This is a genomic window from Roseburia sp. (assembly GCF_041325975.1).
Lineage (GTDB): Bacteria > Bacillota > Clostridia > Lachnospirales > Lachnospiraceae > Roseburia > Roseburia rectibacter.
The window spans coordinates 1,545,684-1,565,175 of sequence record NZ_JBGLEJ010000005.1 but is presented as its reverse complement, the minus strand read 5'-3'; the positions used below and the strand labels follow the sequence as shown (position 1 = coordinate 1,565,175).

Genomic DNA, 19,492 nt, shown 5'->3' with positions numbered 1-19,492 from the left:
TAAGTAATTAGTTAAACAATCAAAAACACAGCTTAATATAAAAAATTAATTAATTGTACAAATTAGGCTAAAATAAGCTAAATAACAAAAATAAATGAAAAACAAATGTGAAAAAGTGCACAAAAATCGATAAATAGAATTGTTTATAGTGCCGAAATGCACAATGAAAGCCTTAAAAAGGTTAAAAAACAAGAAAAAAGTGTTGACTAAAAAATAAAACTATATATAATTAAATTAAGTTACAAAACAAAGTAACAAACATCAAAAGGAGGAAAATTCTATGAAATTAAAAAAGGTTTTATCAGTTGCATTAGTAGCAGTTATGACCATGAGCATGGCAGCATGCGGCGGTTCAAACAATGCAGCAGATAATGGGGGAGCAACAAACGGAGCAGCTTCTGATAACAGTGCAGAAGCAACAAATGATGCAGCAGCTACCGAGAGCAGTGATGCAGCAGCATCCACAGACGGATCTTTATCCTATGCAGACATCAAACTTGGTGAGGATTATACAGATCTGACAGCAACAATTTCGTTATTCAACCACAGAACAGATCTTGAATCTGACGATTATAACGGAACAACATGGAAAGAGTATTTAGCAGCATTCAATGAAATGTATCCAAATATTACAGTTGAACTTACAACCGATACCAACTATGCAGATGATGCTCTGATGCATTTACAGTCTGGTGACTATGAGACAGTCATGATGATCCCGGCGGTTGATAAGGCAGACTTAAGCAATTACTTTATTTCATATGGTGATCTTGATACCATGAAGACCCAGATCAATTATGCAACTACATGGGAGTATGGCGGACAGGTTTACGGTGTTCCTTCTACAGCAACTACACAGGGTATCGTATACAATAAAAAAGTATTTGAAGAAGCAGGAGTTACAGAACTTCCAAAGACTCCGGAAGAATTTATCGATGCATTACAGAAAATCAAAGATAACACAGATGCAATCCCACTTTATACAAACTATGCAGCAGGCTGGACAATGGGAGCATGGGATGCTTACATTGGAAATAATGCAACAGGCGACAATACATATATGAATCAGAAGTTTGTTCATACAAAAGATCCATTCCAGAATTATGGCGATGACACTCATGCATATGCAGTTTACAAGATCCTTTATGATGCAGTTGCAGACGGACTGATCGAAGATGACTTTGCAACAACTGACTGGGAGGGCTGTAAAGGTATGATCAACAATGGTGAGATCGGTTGTATGGTACTTGGCTCATGGGCTTATCCTCAGATGGAGGCAGCTGGTGAAAATGGCGCAGATATCGGTTATATGCCATTCCCGATTACTGTAAATGGTGAGCAGTATGCATCAGCAGGTGCTGATTACTCTTATGGTATCAATGTAAATGCAACAGATGATGAAAAAGCAGCAGCTATGGTATTTGTTAAATGGATGACAGAAAAATCCGGTTTCTCATACAACGAGGATGGACTTCCAATCGTAGCCGGCAGCACAGATACAAAACTTTCCTTCGATGGCGTAACATTCTTAGAGGATGAACCTGCATTAGCTGGCGAGGAAGATTTCTTAAATGAGATGAATGCAGAGTCTGAGTTAAATATTAACGCAGGTGGAGACAGTAAAATCCAGGCAATCATTGAGCATGCATCCAATGGCGATAAGACATTTGATGAGATCATGGACGAATGGAACACAGCATGGTCTGATGCACAGGAATCAAACGGAATTGAAGTAACTGAGTAATATAGTTCCACAAAAGGGAAGGGGAGGTTCCCCTTCCCGGATAAAAGACAATGGATGGAGGAATTGTGGATATGGAAGGGAAAAAACCATTCAGTTTTACAAAATGGGCAAAAAGCAGAAAAGGACAGCAGGTGATCATCTGTGTGGCATTTATGACAATTCCGCTGTTATTGCTGTTTGTATTTACTTATCTGCCTTTTGCCGAGATGGTAAAATTCAGTTTTTATAAGATGAAATATTTAACTCCGGTAGATCAGAGAAAATTTGTCGGATTTAAAAATTATATTGACGTATTTCGCAGGGATGACTGCTTTGGAGCATTAAAACTCAGTCTTTATTATATGGTAGGTGCGATTATTCAGCTTGTACTTGCACTTTATCTGGCTACTATTTTAAGTTTTAAGGTAAAGGGAGGAAACTTCTTTAAAGGATTAATGTTTTTCCCATATCTGATCAGTGGTATTGCGATCGGATTTATTTTTAAATTTTTCTACACCAGAGGATTTGTATTTGATACGATCTTACAATGGTGTGGATTTAAACTTGACAATCTTCCATACTGGCTGAAAGATCAGTCAATTAACAACTGGTCTTTGGTGGCTACTTCGGTATGGCGTTATTTTGGACAGAACATGGTATTGTTTATCGGTGCGATCATGTCTGTGGATGCAGACCTTTACGAAGCAGCAGAGTTAGATGGTGCAAATAAATTTCAGCAGTTTAAACATATTATTCTGCCGAGTATCAAAACAATTATCACATTAAACGTAATTCTTTCCATTACAGGTTCCTTAAGTGCATTTGAACAGCCTTACGTTATCACAGATGGTGCAAATGGAACCGGAACATACTTTGTAATCATGAATGAGATCGCTCATGTAAGCCAGAAGGTAGGTCTTGCTTCTGCAATGGCAGTTGTACTTCTTCTTATCATTTTTGCATGTACGATTTTACAGAAATTATTCTTTAAATACATCTTCCGTGATGCTGAGAGTGAGGATGAGTCCTATAAAGCAAAACGTGCAAGATTAAAAGCAGAAAAACAGGCAAAGAAAGTCGGAAAGGGAGTGGCATAGGGCGATGAAAAAACATAATGTAAATGTGCAGAAAAGAAAAAAACATTATACCGTTGGTGCAATCCTCTGGCTGATCGTTGAATATGTATCGTTGATCTTCTTTGGACTTTGTGCAGTTGTTCCGGTTATCTCCTGTGTGATTACAGCATTTAAGACACAGGAAGAATATCAGGCGACCAATGTTATGACATTGCCGGAGAACTGGCTGAATTTTGATAATTTTATTAAAGCATTTCAGACAGCGGATATGGGAAGAGCTTTCTTAAATTCCGTGATCGTTATGGTATCTGTCCTGGTTGTTTCCATTATAATCGGAACACAGCTTGCTTATGTGTTAAACCGTTTTAAATTTCCGGGAAACGGACTGATCCGAAACCTGTTTTTGTTTGCTTCACTGCTTCCGGCAGTTGCAATGCAGGTAACTGTATATAATATCATGACAGCACTGCACTTTGTCAATCATTTATATGGATATATTATTCTGATGTGCGGAACGGATGTTATCTCAATTTACATTTTCATTCAGTTTATGGAAAATATACCAATATCTCTGGATGAATCGGCAATCATTGATGGCGCATCCTATTGGACAATTTACTGGAAGATTATGCTTCCATTATTAAAACCGGCAATCGTTACATCCTGTATTTTAAAGGGTGTGGGTGTTTATAACGAGTACTATATGGCAAACCTTTATCTGATGGATAAAAAGTTACATACGATCGCGACATCACTTTATACATTTGTTGGTCCGATGGGAAGTCAGTACAACCTGATCTGTGCAGGTGTTATCATTTCCCTGCTTCCGGCATTGATCGTATTTATCCTCTGTCAGAAACAGATTTACAGTGGAATTGCTGCTGGTGCAGTAAAAGGCTAAAGAGAGAAAGAGGAAACGGTTATGAGTGAGTTAAAAGAACTTGCAGCAGAAGCAAAACACGAACTGCTCACACATATCATTCCATTTTGGAGAGGTATGCGGGATGATAAGTTCGGCGGATATTACGGCTATCTTTCCTATGATCTTGCATTGGATGAAAAAGCAGAAAAAGGATGTATTTTAAACAGCCGTATTACCTGGTTTTTTGCAAATGCGTATTTACTTTATAAAGATGGCGGCATTTCGGAAGAGGAATGCGAGGCGGCAGGTTTTAAGGGAGAAGACCTGCTTGCAGAAGCAAAACATGGTTATGAATTTTTAAGGGAACATTGTATCGATAAAGAATATGGCGGAATCTTCTGGTCATTAAATTATGACGGAACACCGCTTGATACAACCAAGCATACTTACAATCAGGCATTCTGCATTTATGCGTTGTCTTCTTATTATGATGCAGCCGGTGATAAAGAAGCGTTAGAACTTGCTTTTTCCCTGTTTGATATCATTGAGAAGCGCTGCACCGATGAGATTGGTTACTTAGAAGCTTTTACAAGAGATTTCAAACCGGAATCAAACGAAAAACTTTCTGAGAACGGTGTACTTGCAGACAAGACAATGAATACACTGCTTCATGTTTTTGAAGCGTATACAGAATTGTACCGTGTGACAAAAAATGAAAAGGTTGGAAAGAGACTGATGTGGATCATGGATACCTTTGCAGATAAGGTATACAATCCGGTAAAACAGCGTCAGGAAGTGTTTTTTGATGCAGACTATAACACAATCTTAGACCTTCATTCCTACGGTCATGATATCGAAACGGCATGGCTGATGGATCGTGGTGTTGACGTATTAAACGATGAACATTACCGCGAGAAAATGACAGCGATCACAAAGACACTGACATCAAGAATTTATCAGGCAGCATTTGATGGTCATTCCCTTGCAAATGAATGTGACCGCGGAGTGGTCAATGCACACCGCGTCTGGTGGGTGCAGGCAGAGACCGTTGTTGGTTTCTTAAACGGTTATGAGAGAAACACAGAACATTCTGAGTACCGGGATGCGGCACTGGCAGAGTGGGAGTTCATCAAAACCTATGTGGTCGATAAGAGAAATGGTTCAGAGTGGTTCTGGGAGGTAAATGAGGATGGAAGTCCGATATTAGACAGACCGATCGTAGAGCCGTGGAAATGTCCGTATCATAATGGAAGGATGTGTATAGAAGTCATCCGCAGAATCGGAGCATAAAACAGATTCATTTATTTTTAGAAAAAGAATGGAGATTCGACGAATGTTACATGAGAGATATTATGTAGAAAAAGAAAAGCAGGAAAAACTGCTTTCCCGTAAAAATGTAAAATCAGACTTTTACAATGGTGTATATGACCGTTACGAATATCCGGTACTGACAAGAGAGCACATCCCGCTTACATGGAGATATGACTTAAATCCGGAGACAAATCCATATTTTATGGAGCGCCTTGGCATCAATGCAGTGATGAATTCCGGTGCGATTGAGCTGAACGGAAAATATTATCTGGTTGCAAGAATCGAAGGAAACGACAGAAAATCTTTCTTTGGCGTAGCGGAAAGTGATAACGGAATCGATGGTTTCCGTTTCTGGGATTATCCGATCCTTTTACCGGATACCTGTCCAGAAGAGACCAATGTCTATGATATGCGTCTGACTAAACATGAGGATGGTTACATCTATGGTGTGTTCTGTTCTGAATCAAAAGACACAACCGTAAACGATCTTTCCGCAGCAGTAGCAGCAGCCGGAATCGTCCGTACCAAAGACTTAAAGAACTGGGAGAGACTGCCAAACCTTGTTACTTTAAATTCTCCGCAGCAGAGAAACGTGGTACTTCATCCGGAATTTGTAGATGGCAAATATGCATTCTACACAAGACCGATGGATGACTTTATCGAGACAGGATCAGGCGGGGGAATCGGATTCGGACTTTGTGATGACATTACACACGCCGTGATCGATGAAGAGAAAATGACAAGTCTCCGTAAATACCACACGATCACTGAGGCAAAGAACGGTGCAGGTGCAACTCCGATCAAGACAGACAAAGGCTGGATTCACATTGCACATGGTGTCCGCAATACCGCAGCAGGACTCCGTTATGTCATCTATGCGTTTGCAACAGACTTAAATGATCCGTCAAAAGTGATCGCAGAGCCGTCCGGACTTTTGATCGGACCGAGAGGTGATGAGCGTGTCGGTGATGTAAGCAATGTTGTATTTACCAACGGCGCGATCGTAAATGAGAACAACGAAGTATTTATCTACTATGCATCTTCTGATACAAGAATGCATGTAGCAACAACTACCGTGGATAAACTGGTTGATTATGTATTTAACACACCACAGGATCCGGGCAGAAGTGTTGAGTGTGTGGCACAGAGATGCGGACTGATCGAGAAGAATTTAGAGTTCCTTGCAAGGGAAGAAAAATAAGAAATAAAAAAGAACGACGAAAATAAATTGCAGATAGAATCTGCAGGTGCGTGGATGTAAGACGCAGAAATGGAGGAAGAAAATGAGCAAATATAAAATGATCAGCCAGCCGGTACCAAATGTACCATGGCAGGAAAGACCGGAAAACTTAACAGGAGTACCGGTATGGAGATACAATGAGAACCCGATCATCGGACGTAACCCGGTAAAAGGTGTTGCAAGAATTTTCAACAGTGCTGTTATGCCATATGAAGATGGATTTATCGGGGTGTTCCGTGGAGAGCAGACCAATGGCATCCCTTATATTTATCTTGGAAGAAGTAAAGATGCGATCCACTGGAATTTCGAAGAAAACAAGATCGATTTCGTAGACGAGGAAGGCAAACCATTTATGCCGCGCTACGCATATGATCCACGTCTTGTAAAAGTAGAAGATACCTACTACATTATCTGGTGTCAGGATTTTTACGGTGCAGCGATCGGTATGGCAAAGACAACAGATTTCAAGACATTCACAAGAATTGAGAATCCGTTCCTTCCGTTTAACAGAAATGCAGTATTATTCCCAAGAAAGATCAACGGAAACTTCATGTTATTATCCCGTCCATCTGACAGTGGACATACACCGTTTGGTGATATTTTCGTAAGTGAGAGCCCGGATCTTACCTATTGGGGCAAACACAGACATGTAATGGGCAAAGGCTCTGAGTGGTGGGAGTCCTTAAAGATCGGCGGCGGTGCTGCTCCGATCGAGACATCCGAAGGATGGCTGTTATTCTACCACGGAGTAAGCGGAACCTGCAATGGCTATGTATACTCTATCGGTGGAGCAATCTTAGACATTGACAATCCATCTATCGTAAAATATCGTTGTGAGACATTCTTACTCACACCGGAAGAATGGTATGAGGAGCGCGGATTTGTTCCGAACGTATGCTTCCCATGTGCAACAATTCATGATTCCGAATCCGGAAAAATTGCAATTTACTACGGTGCTGCAGACAGCTATGTTGGTCTTGCATTTACAGAACTTGATGATATCATTGATTACATCAAGGAAAACAGCGTTGTAACTCCGGAAGATACCGAGATCGGAAGACGCTAAAAGAGCTGCTGCTCATCCTTAATATTATAAAATTTATTGTAACACAGGCTGCCAGGTGCAATGAAAATTGCGGCAGCCTTGTTGCGTAATTCATGAAACGTGTGATGGAGTGTCCGCAGAACGTGCATTTTATCATAATGGAATGTCCGCGGAGCGGGCAGTCTGCTTACATATTTAATTTTTGGAGGGGAACTCAGAACATGATAATTAAACCAGACAATGAAATGTTATCTTACAGTGGAAGAATTGATTTTGATGACAGACTTGCACCGGTTCTTGTCTATGCGTGCAGTTCAATCGGAATGAAATTTACCGGAACATCCTTAAAGGCAGTGATCGTAAACCACCGTTCCTGCTGGACGAATGAGCTGGGATATTTTATAGACGGGGAACAGAAGCGTTTTACCTTATCGTCCGATGAGGAGAAAAAGACTTATACTTTAGCGGAGAACCTGCCGGAAGGAACACATGAACTGCTTTTATTTAAGAGGATGGATTCCTGTCATACATTTACATTTTACGGATTTGAGATCGATGATGGAGCTAAAGTGCTGGCACTGCCGGAAAAACCAAAACGTAAAATGGAAATTTTCGGTGACAGTGTTTCCTGCGGAGAGGTTTCAGAGGCTGTGGAATATGCCGGAAAACCGGACCCGGAGCATGATGGGCAATACTCAAACAGTTGGTATTCCTATGCATGGATGACGGCGCGCAAATTAAATGCACAGATCCATGATACGTCACAGGGTGGAATATCACTTTTAGATGATACCGGCTGGTTTGCCGCACCTCATTATAAAGGTGTTGAATCCTGCTATGATAAGATCGAATACCACCCGGATCTCGGACCGACAAAACAGTGGGATTTTTCCCAATATATCCCGAATGTAGTCGTTGTCGCGATCGGACAAAACGATAATCATCCGGTAGACTATATGGCAGAAGATTACGACAGTGAAAAATCCGAAAACTGGAGAAAACATTACCAGGCATTTATCGGAAAACTGATGGAACTATATCCAAAAGCACAGATCATTTTAGCTACCACGATCCTGTGTCATGATAAAAACTGGGACCGCTCCATCGATGAAGTCTGCACCCGTATTGGAAGCAGCAGAGTTCATCACTTCCTCTACACGAAAAATGGCTCCGGCACACCTGGACATATCCGTATCCCGGAGGCAGAGCAGATGTCGGACGAACTTGTAGCATATATTACATCACTCGGAGATGAAATCTGGGAAGATTAATAAAACATGTCATTTGCAAAATATGATGCTGAAACCAAATAGAGTGTATTCAAATTTGGTGATTAACAAATTGCTCCCCAGCTCGAAACGTTCATGAATCTAAAACAAGTTTTGCCCCCAAAATATCCAAAAAGGAGAACATCAACATGGAATATCAGATCAAATACGAAAACGGCATTGCCAACCACGGCAACTTATACCGCTTAAAAAAAGTTATGGACCGCGCAAAAGCCGGCGAACCATTAAACATTGCATTCTTAGGAGGTTCAATCACCCAGGGAAGTCTTTCCACCAAACCGGAACTCTGTTATGCATATCATGTTTATGAGTGGTGGAAAAAGACATTCCCACAGACAGATTTTACTTATATTAATGCAGGAATCGGTGGAACGACATCACAATTTGGTGTGGCACGTGCAGAAGATGACCTGCTCTCGAGGGAGCCGGATTTTGTGATCATTGAGTTTTCTGTCAATGATGAGAGCACGGAGCATTTTATGGAAACATATGAGGGACTGGTGCGCAAGGTATATACCAGTAAAACAAAACCGGCAGTTCTTTTGGTGCATAATGTATTTTACAATAATGGTGGAAATGCCCAGCTGATGCACGGACGTATTGCAAGACATTATGATCTTCCGGCTGTCAGCATGCAGAGCACGATCTATCCGGAGGTTGTTAGCGGACATATTGAAAACCGTGATATCACACCGGATGACCTGCATCCGAATGATGCCGGACATGCACTTGTGGCATCAGTTATTACCTATTTTCTGGACAAAGTAAGAACAGAAGATGTAAAGGAACTGAGTGAACCGGATTATCCGGCACCTCTTACAAAAAATACTTATGAAAAATCCATCCGTCATCAGAACAACGATGAAAAGGCAGTCTGCAGTGGATTTGTGGCAGATACATCTGCGCAGAGAGATATCACGGACTGTTTCAAACATGGATGGACTGCTTCAAAGAAAGGTGATTCGATCACATTTGATATTGAAGGCTGTAATGTTTCGGTGCAGTACCGGAAATCCGTAAAACTTCCGGCACCGGTCGCAGAGATCATCGTAGATGGGGACACGGATCATGCAGTTCGTCTGGATGCAAACTTTGATGAGACATGGGGCGATAAATTAGAGCTTGACACTATCTTAGAACATGTAGAAAATAAAGTACATAAGGTGGAAGTCCGTCTGGTAGAGACACATGAGGATGATGCGGTGCCGTTTTATCTGGTTTCTGTCATTGGTTCCTCTGAAAAATAGCTCACTGGGAAAGGAAAAGAAAATATGTTTCGGGATGATTTTGTTTGGGGTGTTGCGAGCAGTTCTTATCAGGTAGAGGGAACTGACGCAAACGATGGAAGAGGAAAAAACGTCTGGGATGCATTTACGGAGGCAGGCAGGATATATGAAAATCAGAATGCGTATACGACCTGCGATCATATGCATCATTATAAGGAAGATTACGCGCTGATGAAAAATCTTGGTATCAAGGCATATCGTTTTTCATTAAACTGGGCACGTATTCTGCCGCAAGGAACCGGACGTGTCAATGAAAAAGCGATCCGGATGTACCGTGATATGATCACATGTATGAAAGAAAATGGGATCATGCCATATATTACCATGTTTCACTGGGAGTTTCCGCAGGCTCTTTATGAAAAAGGAGGCTGGTTAAATCCAGAGGTGATAGACTGGTTCGGGGAATATGCCAAAGTCGTTGCAGAGAACTTTTCCGATATCTGTGAGTATTTCATTACGATCAATGAGCCGCAGTGTGTGGTTGGACTTGGACATTTAAGCGGTGTACATGCACCGGGAGTAAAAATGTCAATCAAAGATACTTTCCAGATCGCACACAATCTGATGAAGGCACATGGCCAGGCTGTTATCAATTTGCGTAAATATGCAGTCCGGGATATCAAAGTCGGCTACGCACCGACCGGAGGTGTCGCTTATCCTTATACGGATAAACCGGAGGACATTGAAGCTGCGAAAAAAGTATATTTTGGTTTCTATAATCCGATGGATAACTGGACCTGGAATGTAGCATGGTTTTCGGATCCTGTATTTTTAGGGCATTATCCGAAAGAAGGATTGGAGAAATTTGCGCAGTATCTGCCAGAGATCACGGAAGAAGATATGAAGCTGATCCATCAGCCGCTTGATTTTATGGGACAGAATATATACAATGGTTACTATGTCCGTGCAGGAGAGAACGGTGAACCGGAATTTGTGGACCGTGAACCGGGATTTCCTAAGACAGGAGCAGACTGGCCGGTAACGCCGGAAGCTTTTTATTATGGTATAAAATTTCTGACAGAGCGTTATCCATTGCCGCTTTACATCACGGAAAACGGCATGTCCTGTCATGATAATATCAGCGCAGATGGCAGGGTGCATGATCCAAACCGTATCACGTTTCTGGATTCCTATATCGGAGCCATGCAGCGTGCAAGCGATGAAGGTGCAGATGTAAGGGGATATTTCCTGTGGACATTTCTTGATAATTTTGAGTGGTCCGATGGATACAAACAGCGTTTTGGCATCATTTATGTAGACTTTACAACGCAGCAGCGCATTGTAAAGGATTCGGCATTCTGGTATCAGAAAGTAATAGAAATGAATGGAGGAATACTTAGTATGAATCAGGCAAATAAAGATATTTTATTTTTAGACCCGGTATGTACGCACAATATCTGGGGCGGTACAAAGTTAAGAGAGGAGTTCGGCTATCCGGTAGAGGGTGATGACATCGGCGAGTGCTGGGGCATCTCCGCACATCCAAACGGAGACGGAACCGTTCGAAGCGGCGCATTTTCCGGCATGAAGTTATCTGCTGTATGGAAAGAACATCCGGAAGTGTTCGGCAATTACGACTGTGACCGTTTCCCGCTTCTCACGAAGATCATTGATGCAAGAGACGATTTAAGTATCCAGGTACATCCAAATGATGATTATGCAAAAGTGCATGAAAATGGTTCTTTTGGAAAGACGGAGTGCTGGTATATCATGGATGCACCGGAGGGAGCAACACTTGTCATCGGACATAATGCAAAGACGAAAGAAGAACTTTCCGATATGATCCATCAGGGAAGATGGAAAGAATTTATCCGTGAGATTCCGGTGAAAAAAGGTGATTTTATCCAGATCGATCCGGGCACTGTTCACGCAATTAAGGGTGGTCTTTTGATCTTAGAGACACAGCAGAACAGTGATATCACATACCGTGTGTACGATTATGACCGTCTCTCTAACGGAAAGCCGAGGGAACTGCATGTAGAAAAGAGTATTGATGTTATCACAGTTCCGGCAAAATCCGTGGATGACAGTGTAAAATCCGCATTGAATCTGCCGGAAAATCAGTTGAATGAACTGTATTCCTGCAAATATTATACGATCTTTAAGGCAGACGTAAATGGAAAGATGGAATTTGAGCAGAAGTATCCGTTCCTTCTGGTATCCGTTTTAGAGGGAGATGGTATCGTAGGAAGCAGTCCGGTGAAGAAGGGCGATCACTTTATTCTTCCAAACGGATATGGTAAAGTTGAGATGAAGGGAAAAATGAGCCTGATTGTTTCTACTGTAAAATAATTATTTTGATATGAAAAATCCGCAGGATGTGAGAGCGCACCTGCGGATTTTTTTGATAATAGGAAATTCCTCCTTCCGGAGGAATCTATAATAAAAATGCCCGCATAAAGGCGGGCACAAGAACAAGGCGATTACTGAAAGAGGTCTATATAGAAACCTTCTTCCGGTTCATCACCATTCCAGTCATCATCTTCAGTTAGAAAATAGTGCATATCCAAAAGGTCTGAATCCGACATGTTCTTAACAGTCTGGGTATTGGAAAGGTTAGGTTTGGCATAAACATAGAAGCCATTAGAGTCTTTTTTGTAAATGAGAGCTTTTGTCTTTTTAAAGGAAGGACCGATATGTTTTTCCATTTCGTTCAGAAGAGCGGTCTGGAAAGACTTGCGAAGAAGTGTATAGTTGAAATGCTTAACGACACGCCAAAACCCATCGTCAGAGAAGCCCCCTCCGTAATAAGGCAATAACAGATTGAGGGGCAGGGGAGTTGAATAGGCGAAGCCTATTTTTCAATGTAATAGGAAACTTTTACTTAAAAATATAGAGATAATAAAAAAGTTTGTGTTATAATCAGAAAAGGTCAGTATATTTAAGCGTTCTGAACAAAATGAATTGGGGGGAAGATCATTTTGATTACAACAAAGGATTTGGCAAGGGAATGTGGAGTTTCGCTATCGACCGTGCAACGAGCATTGCATAATAATGGAAGGATTAACGCAGAAACAAAAAAGAAAATTCTGGATAAAGCACTGGAATTAAATTATCAGCCGGATTTAGTTGCGAGAACTTTAGTATCAGGCAGAAGCATGACAATTGGAATGATCGTGCCATTTTTTGATAATCAATATTATCCGAGATTATGTAATGCATTGGCAGAACAGGTTTCAAAACAAGGATATATTTTGAACATCCAGCTGCATGAAGATAACAAAAATCTTGAGAAAAATATTGTCAGTATGCTTCAGGGCAACCACGTGGATGGAATAATATTTAATCCAATAAATAAGGGGAAAAGTCTACTTGACATGATAGAAAAATTACATACGAACGGTTGCCTGTTAGGTCTTGATGAAGTGGAAAATTGTCCGATTCCGTGTGTAGGAAATGATGAGAGACAGGCAGGAAAAGTTGCTGCTGAATATATCATTAATAAAGGCTATAAAGACATAGTATTTGTTGTACCAACTTTATATGACAAAGATGGGCAGTATAATTTTGGTCATCATAAAAGGTTAGAGGGTATTCTCGAAGTGACTGGAAATCATAATATACAGCCAATCATTATTCATGGCACTGATTATGTTCAACAAGTTAAAACTGTATTTGAAAATAAAGAAATAGAAAAACCGGCGATTTTATGTTCGGGAGAAGTATTTGCATTTAAAGTAATCAATGATTTGATGAATATCGGAAAAAAAGCAAGACAGGATTATGGCATTATGACGTTTGACCATTCAGAATTACTGGAAACATTCAATGTTAATCTTACCTCAGTGAATAATAACGTAGAAGAAATAGGCAGACAAGCAGGTGATATTATGGTAAAAATGTGCAATGGAGAAAAAGTTGAATCGAGGACATGCATAGACGTACATATTGTAGAGGGCGATACTTTATAAATTAAAATATAAACAAAATAAGAAATTGAGAAGTGTGCAAATTATACAAAAAAAATGATTTGCACACTTTTCTATTGACTATCTTTAATAAATGGATTTATAATCCAATTGTAGCGGATACGTATCCGCAAATAAATATTCATTTATGAGGAGGAATTAAAATGAAGAGAAGATGGGCGGTTTTATTAGCAACAATAATGGCAGTTGGTTCACTTGCCGGATGCGGATCATCAAAAGGGGATGTAGCATCAAATAACGTGACTCCGGAAAATAATACCGGAAATACAGAGAGCGGAGCAAAACCGATCACAATTGATTTCTGGAATTCATGGACAGGATCTGATGGCGAGACACTGATCGCAAAAGTGGATGAGTTTAATAAGACAAATCCATACGGAATTACAGTCAATATGGATATTTCTTCTTCTTTTGCAGAAAAATTATCAACGTCTTTACCAACAGGTGAAGCAGCACCACTCGTTTTACTTGGTGCAGCGGATAGATTTGGATACCAGGAATATTTATTAGATATGAATGATATCTGGGAAAATACAAGCCTCAAAGAAGCTGATTTCAATGAAAATGCAATGAGTGCAATGAAGATCGACGATGATTTATACAGTATTCCATTCCAGAATTCAATGTATTATTTATACTGGAATAAGGATTTATTTGAAGCAGCCGGTCTGGATCCGGAAACTCCTCCACAGAATTACGAAGAGTGGACAGAAATGGCAAGTAAGATTACAGACGAGAGTAAAAATGTATATGGTTCCGGTCTTATTATGAGTTTTGGTAATCATGAAATGTGTATGATGCAGATGCTTTCAGGAAGATTAGTAACCAAAGCTGATGATGGAAAATGGTCAGTCAATATTAAAGATAACGATGGTGTAAAACAGTATCTCGAATGGATGAAGGGAGAATTTGATTCAGGAGATAACCCTGCTGATAATGGAATTGAATCAATGTTCAATGCAGGTCAGATTGGACTTATGGTAAATGGTCCTTGGCATGCTGCAGGTGCAAAGGATGCCGGTATTAACTTTGGTATGACAAAGATTTTTGGAAAAGAACCTGTAGGAGATGTTGCAGGATTCTTTATTACAAGCAGTGCATCAGAAGAAGAAAAAGTTGCAGCAGAGAAATTTATTGAATGGTGGTACACAGGAAATGAAGGAACACCAATTGAGGAAACAGGTGCAGGTGTATGGTCAACAGAGTTAGGATTCCCTACAGCTTATCTTCCACTTGCTGATACTGATGCTTATAAGAATGATGAAAAACTGGCAGCATTGTCATTAGATGATAATTCGAATGAGTCAATCTGGATCGTGACAGATCCTGAGTTTCCGGGATGGGCTGAAACAATCGGTGTAGTTTCAACAATGACAGAATCAGTTGTTTTTGATACACCAATTGACGAAGCAATGGCTACTGCACAGGAAACATGTGAAGAAATCGTTAAAAATTATGCAGGCGATGATGCTCTTGTGAAATAAGCGGTTGTTTTAAAAAGGCGCGGAAGAAGCATTAGGGGTCTTCCGCGATTCTTTTATCAGGATGATGATTTTAGGAGATAAAAAATGAAAACATATTCGCAAAAAGAAATAAGTAAAAATTCATTCCGGTTACCTAATAAAACAAAAATGGCACCTTATGTGTTTATTTTGCCGGCATTTATTTTGCTTATTATGTTTAACATATATCCACTGATTTCTTCATTTTATATCAGTACATTGGATATGAAAGTTTCATTTGATACAGCTAAATTTGTAGGATTGGATAATTTTAAGGCGATTCTTTCAGATGCAAGATTTTTTAATAGTTTAAAAGTTACACTTCTTTTTACAGCAACAGAAGTACCGGCTCAGATGATTATTGGATTGATCATGTCGGCAATATTAAAGGAAAATACTTTTTGGAATAAAGTTTTCAGAAGCATTTATTTTATTCCTGTTGTTTGTTCATCTACAGCGATAGGTATTATGTTCCAGATTATATTACATTCCAATATAGGTATTGTATCGTACTGGTTAAAACTTTTAGGTTTTGGAAAAGTAAATCTGTTGAACACGCCAGGTTTAACACTGATTGTTGTTGTGCTCGTATCTGTCTGGAGAAGCTTTGGCATATCAACTGTAATTCTTATATCAGCAATGCAGAATGTCCCGGTTTCCTACTACGAAGCGTCTGAGTTAGATGGAGCAGGAAAGATCAGACAATTCTTTTCCATTACACTTCCTAACATAATGCCATCATTCTGGTTTCTTCTTATGACAAGAGTTATAGGATCATTACAGGTATTTGATCTTATTTTCATGTTGACTGACGGTGGACCAAATCATACAACAGAAACATTGGTGACCTATGTATATGAACGGGCATTTGATATGGGTAACAGAATGGGATATGCTACAGCAATGTCAGAGTTCCTTTTCCTTATTATCATGGTTATCACAATTATTCAATACATAATTATGGTAAAAACAGAGAATTGATCATAGGGAGGGCACAGTAATGAAGTTAAAAAAATTGAGTATAGATAAAGCCATTGGCAAAATTATTATCACATGTATACTTGTATTTCTGGCGTTTTGCATGTTGGTACCGATTATATGGATGATTCTCGGTGCGTTTAAACAGGATTCAGAAATTATTAGTTATCCACCGACATTTTTTGTACATAGCTTTACAATTGAAAATTTTAATAAATTATTTATGCGTATTGATATGTGGAAATATATAAAGAATTCTGCTATTTACGCAATTGGGACAACAATTCCTTCTCTTATAGTAAACTGCCTGGCAGGATATGCATTTGCAAGGTATGATTTTAAAGGGAAAAATGTGATTTTTCTTTTATTTCTGGCAACTATGATGATTCCATTTCAGGTTATTATGATCCCATTATTTCTGGAAGTACATTCCCTTGGAATGTATGATAACTATGCTGGATTAATTATTCCAAGAATTGCATCGGCATATTGGATATTTCTTATGAGATCATCGTATCAGCAGCTTCCAAAAGAACTGGAAGAAGCAGCAAGAATTGATGGACTTGGAGAATTTGGCATCTTTTTAAGAATTATGACACCACAGATCAAACCGGCTTTAGTTACATTTATTATTTTAAACATAAACGGAAACTGGAACGATTTGTTATGGCCATTAATTATTACAAGCTCTGCAAATATGAGAACAATTGCAAACGGATTGGCGATGTTTGTCGGTTCACATACAATAGAATATGGACCAGCATTTGCAGGTGGTGCAATATCATTAATACCGATGCTTATTATATATATTTTCGGTCAGAAGTATTTTGTTGAAGGTCAAGTAAGTGCAGGATTAAAGGAATAAATATATGAAAAATATAAGTTATCATGACAGTTTATATGCTCCGTTCGGAGGATTTTTATTAAAGGAAGATTCATTTAGTGCAATTCAGTTAAAAAAAAGAAATACGAGCGTTGTATATTGCCCGGATCATGAAGAGCGTGAACCAGGAGCAATGTATCCGAGAGCAATTGTTCTTGAACACAATGGAGAACACAATGGGAAAATATTGGCAACATTTGAATGTTATACATATAAAACACCAGTATTTCCTATTTACGAGAGCAATGATAATGCGGGAAACTGGAAACAGGTAGGACAGGTTGAAGATAAAGAAAATCAATATGGTTGTAGATATCAGCCACATTTGTATGAAATGCCGTGTGATAGTGGGAAACTTACAGAAGGAACAATCTTATGTGCAGGAAATATCATACCGGATGACTTTTCTTCTACGTCATTGAGGTTATATAAAAGCAATGATTGTGGGCAATCATGGGAATATTTAAGTGAGATCGTAACTGGCGGCAGGGCAGATGTGGATATGAAGACGGATGAAAAGCGGCCGGTGTGGGAACCATTCTTAATTACTGATGAGAAGGGTGTGCTGTATTGTTTTTATTCAGACGAGCAATATTTGGATTCCGAGAACTATAATCAGGCTTTATTTCACAAAAAATCTACAGATGGCGGTCAGACATGGAGTGAGGCAGTAGTAGACATTGCTTTTTCAGATGGCTTGTTAAGACCTGGTATGCCGGTAATCGCAAAGATAGCAGGAAATAAATATATTATGGTTTACGAAATGGTGAATCAGGACAGAGTGCCGGTTTATTTTAGAATTTCAGATTTTTTAGACGACTGGGGGGAATCAGATTTTATAGGTAATCCAGTTATAGCTGCAAACGGAAGTTATATTTCCGGAACACCGTATGTTACATGGGTTCCATATGGTGGAAAAGAAGGAACGATTCTTATTTCGGGCAGAGGATTTTCGCATATTGTTGCAAATTCCTGTGGTGGAGAAGGATTTTGGGAAGAAATGGATGAATTACTGTCTGTAGACAATCATTATGGATTTACTGGATATAGTCAGTGCCTGGTTCCGATTTGTGGGAAAAGAAAATTACTGAATCTTTGTCCGGTTAATATGTCCTCAAATAAGGCAATGATTTCAGCAGTCGTGGCGGATATGTATGAAAGATTGTAGGTACAGGATATTTTTGTCAGGAATGGAAACTTAAAAGAGAGGGCATGAAATAAATGAGAGAATATGTAGAGCCATGGATCGCACAGCGAGCAGATCCATATGTGACAAATGAGCATGGAGGAAAATATTATTTTACTGCTTCCGTTCCGGAATATGATCGGATTGTATTAAGGGAAGCGGATACGCTTGACGGATTGAAAGAAGCGGAAGAAAAAACCATTTGGAAAAAGCATGAAAAAGGAGAAATGAGCTTTCATGTCTGGGCACCGGAATTGCATTATTTGTTTGGAGGATGGTATCTTTATTTTGCAGCAAGTGATGTTGATGACATATGGAAACTCAGACCATATGTGTTAAAATGCACGGGAAGTGATCCAATGAACGATGAGTGGGTTGAGCTTGGAAAAATGAAAAGAGCATCTGATGACAAGTTTTCATTTGAAGCTTTTTCTCTTGATGCGACAGTATTTTGTGTGAATAAAGAGTGGTATTATGTGTGGGCTGAAAAAGTAGGGGCAGGCGAACAAATATCAAATCTCTATATAGCAAAAATGGAAAGTGCAAATACACTTTCAACCGCACAGGTGTTATTAAGCACACCGGATTACGAGTGGGAACGTCATGGATTCTGGGTAAACGAAGGACCGGCAGTTGTGACACATGAAGATAAAATATATCTTACATATAGTGCAAGTGATACCAGTCCTGCATATTGTGTAGGACTTCTGGAAGCAAATATAAAAGATAATCTATTGGATCCACATAACTGGGAGAAAAAAAGAACACCTTTATTAAAAAGCAATCCAGAAAGAAAACTGTACGGACCGGGGCATAATTCATTTACAAAAAATGAAAAGAACGAGGATATCATTGTTTTTCATGCACGTACAACAGATAAACTATTGTGCGATAATCCGCTGTATGATCCTAACAGACACGCAATGTTAGGAAAAGTAAAATGGACAGATAAAGGAATGGAAATTATGTATTAAAAAAGAGGAAGCATGTGAAAACACGAAAGTTGCCGGTTTATAATGTTGAGACAACAGTTATTCCACTTTTAGCAAGCAAGAGCAGTAATATATTCAGACTTTTTTCGAGCGACATTAGGCTATAAAAAGGACTGTAAAGTTGTGATTGGAGAATAGATTTAAAGTCTCAACGTAGAAAGCTATGCCTGCGTTGAGACTTTTTTCTAGT

General features: G+C 39.5%; 15 protein-coding genes. All 15 read left to right on the top strand.

The annotated features are described in order from the left end of the window. Nucleotides 1-280 precede the first annotated feature (280 nt). The 15 genes from ACDD58_RS18315 (at nucleotide 281) to ACDD58_RS18245 (ending at nucleotide 19,284) form a co-directional block, all read left to right on the top strand. On the top strand, nucleotides 281-1,744 hold the full coding sequence (locus ACDD58_RS18315; protein ID WP_186899441.1) for an ABC transporter substrate-binding protein: 1,464 nt from the start codon (nucleotides 281-283) through the stop codon (nucleotides 1,742-1,744). Between the two features lie 50 nt (nucleotides 1,745-1,794). After that, nucleotides 1,795-2,820 (top strand): carbohydrate ABC transporter permease, encoded by a 1,026-nt coding sequence (locus ACDD58_RS18310; RefSeq protein WP_015520958.1) that lies wholly within the window; start codon nucleotides 1,795-1,797, stop codon nucleotides 2,818-2,820. A gap of 4 nt (nucleotides 2,821-2,824) precedes the next feature. Then, the gene (locus ACDD58_RS18305) at nucleotides 2,825-3,700 is read left to right on the top strand and encodes a carbohydrate ABC transporter permease (protein WP_015520959.1); all 876 of its coding nucleotides are present in this window, start codon (nucleotides 2,825-2,827) and stop codon (nucleotides 3,698-3,700) included. Nucleotides 3,701-3,721: 21 nt separating this feature from the next. Continuing rightward, nucleotides 3,722-4,951: an AGE family epimerase/isomerase gene (locus ACDD58_RS18300; protein WP_370778623.1), complete on the top strand. Its 1,230-nt coding sequence runs from the start codon at nucleotides 3,722-3,724 to the stop codon at nucleotides 4,949-4,951. A gap of 43 nt (nucleotides 4,952-4,994) precedes the next feature. Further along, nucleotides 4,995-6,173, top strand: a complete 1,179-nt coding sequence (locus ACDD58_RS18295; protein ID WP_370778622.1) for a glycosidase — start codon at nucleotides 4,995-4,997, stop codon at nucleotides 6,171-6,173. An 82-nt stretch (nucleotides 6,174-6,255) separates the two neighbouring features. Beyond that, complete coding sequence (locus tag ACDD58_RS18290) at nucleotides 6,256-7,278, top strand: glycosylase (protein ID WP_370778621.1); 1,023 nt, start codon at nucleotides 6,256-6,258, stop codon at nucleotides 7,276-7,278. Nucleotides 7,279-7,478: 200 nt separating this feature from the next. Next, nucleotides 7,479-8,528, top strand: coding sequence for an electron transporter RnfD (locus tag ACDD58_RS18285; RefSeq protein WP_370778620.1), 1,050 nt, complete (start codon nucleotides 7,479-7,481; stop codon nucleotides 8,526-8,528). A gap of 146 nt (nucleotides 8,529-8,674) precedes the next feature. Further along, nucleotides 8,675-9,793, top strand: a complete 1,119-nt coding sequence (locus tag ACDD58_RS18280) for an SGNH/GDSL hydrolase family protein (protein ID WP_370778618.1) — start codon at nucleotides 8,675-8,677, stop codon at nucleotides 9,791-9,793. Between the two features lie 24 nt (nucleotides 9,794-9,817). Beyond that, a complete protein-coding gene (locus ACDD58_RS18275; RefSeq protein WP_370778617.1) occupies nucleotides 9,818-12,124 on the top strand; it encodes a GH1 family beta-glucosidase in 2,307 nt (768 codons plus the stop codon). Nucleotides 12,125-12,753: 629 nt separating this feature from the next. Next, the gene (locus ACDD58_RS18270) at nucleotides 12,754-13,743 is read left to right on the top strand and encodes a LacI family DNA-binding transcriptional regulator (protein WP_370778616.1); all 990 of its coding nucleotides are present in this window, start codon (nucleotides 12,754-12,756) and stop codon (nucleotides 13,741-13,743) included. A 161-nt stretch (nucleotides 13,744-13,904) separates the two neighbouring features. Further along, nucleotides 13,905-15,245: an extracellular solute-binding protein gene (locus tag ACDD58_RS18265; RefSeq protein ID WP_370778615.1), complete on the top strand. Its 1,341-nt coding sequence runs from the start codon at nucleotides 13,905-13,907 to the stop codon at nucleotides 15,243-15,245. Between the two features lie 84 nt (nucleotides 15,246-15,329). After that, on the top strand, nucleotides 15,330-16,244 hold the full coding sequence (locus tag ACDD58_RS18260; RefSeq protein WP_370778614.1) for a carbohydrate ABC transporter permease: 915 nt from the start codon (nucleotides 15,330-15,332) through the stop codon (nucleotides 16,242-16,244). A 19-nt stretch (nucleotides 16,245-16,263) separates the two neighbouring features. Further along, the gene (locus tag ACDD58_RS18255) at nucleotides 16,264-17,106 is read left to right on the top strand and encodes a carbohydrate ABC transporter permease (protein WP_370778613.1); all 843 of its coding nucleotides are present in this window, start codon (nucleotides 16,264-16,266) and stop codon (nucleotides 17,104-17,106) included. 4 nt (nucleotides 17,107-17,110) lie between these two features. Further along, nucleotides 17,111-18,292: a sialidase family protein gene (locus ACDD58_RS18250; protein ID WP_370778612.1), complete on the top strand. Its 1,182-nt coding sequence runs from the start codon at nucleotides 17,111-17,113 to the stop codon at nucleotides 18,290-18,292. 53 nt (nucleotides 18,293-18,345) lie between these two features. Then, entirely contained in the window at nucleotides 18,346-19,284 is a 939-nt protein-coding gene (locus ACDD58_RS18245) for a family 43 glycosylhydrolase (protein WP_370778611.1), read from the top strand. The last annotated feature ends 208 nt before the right edge of the window (nucleotides 19,285-19,492 follow it).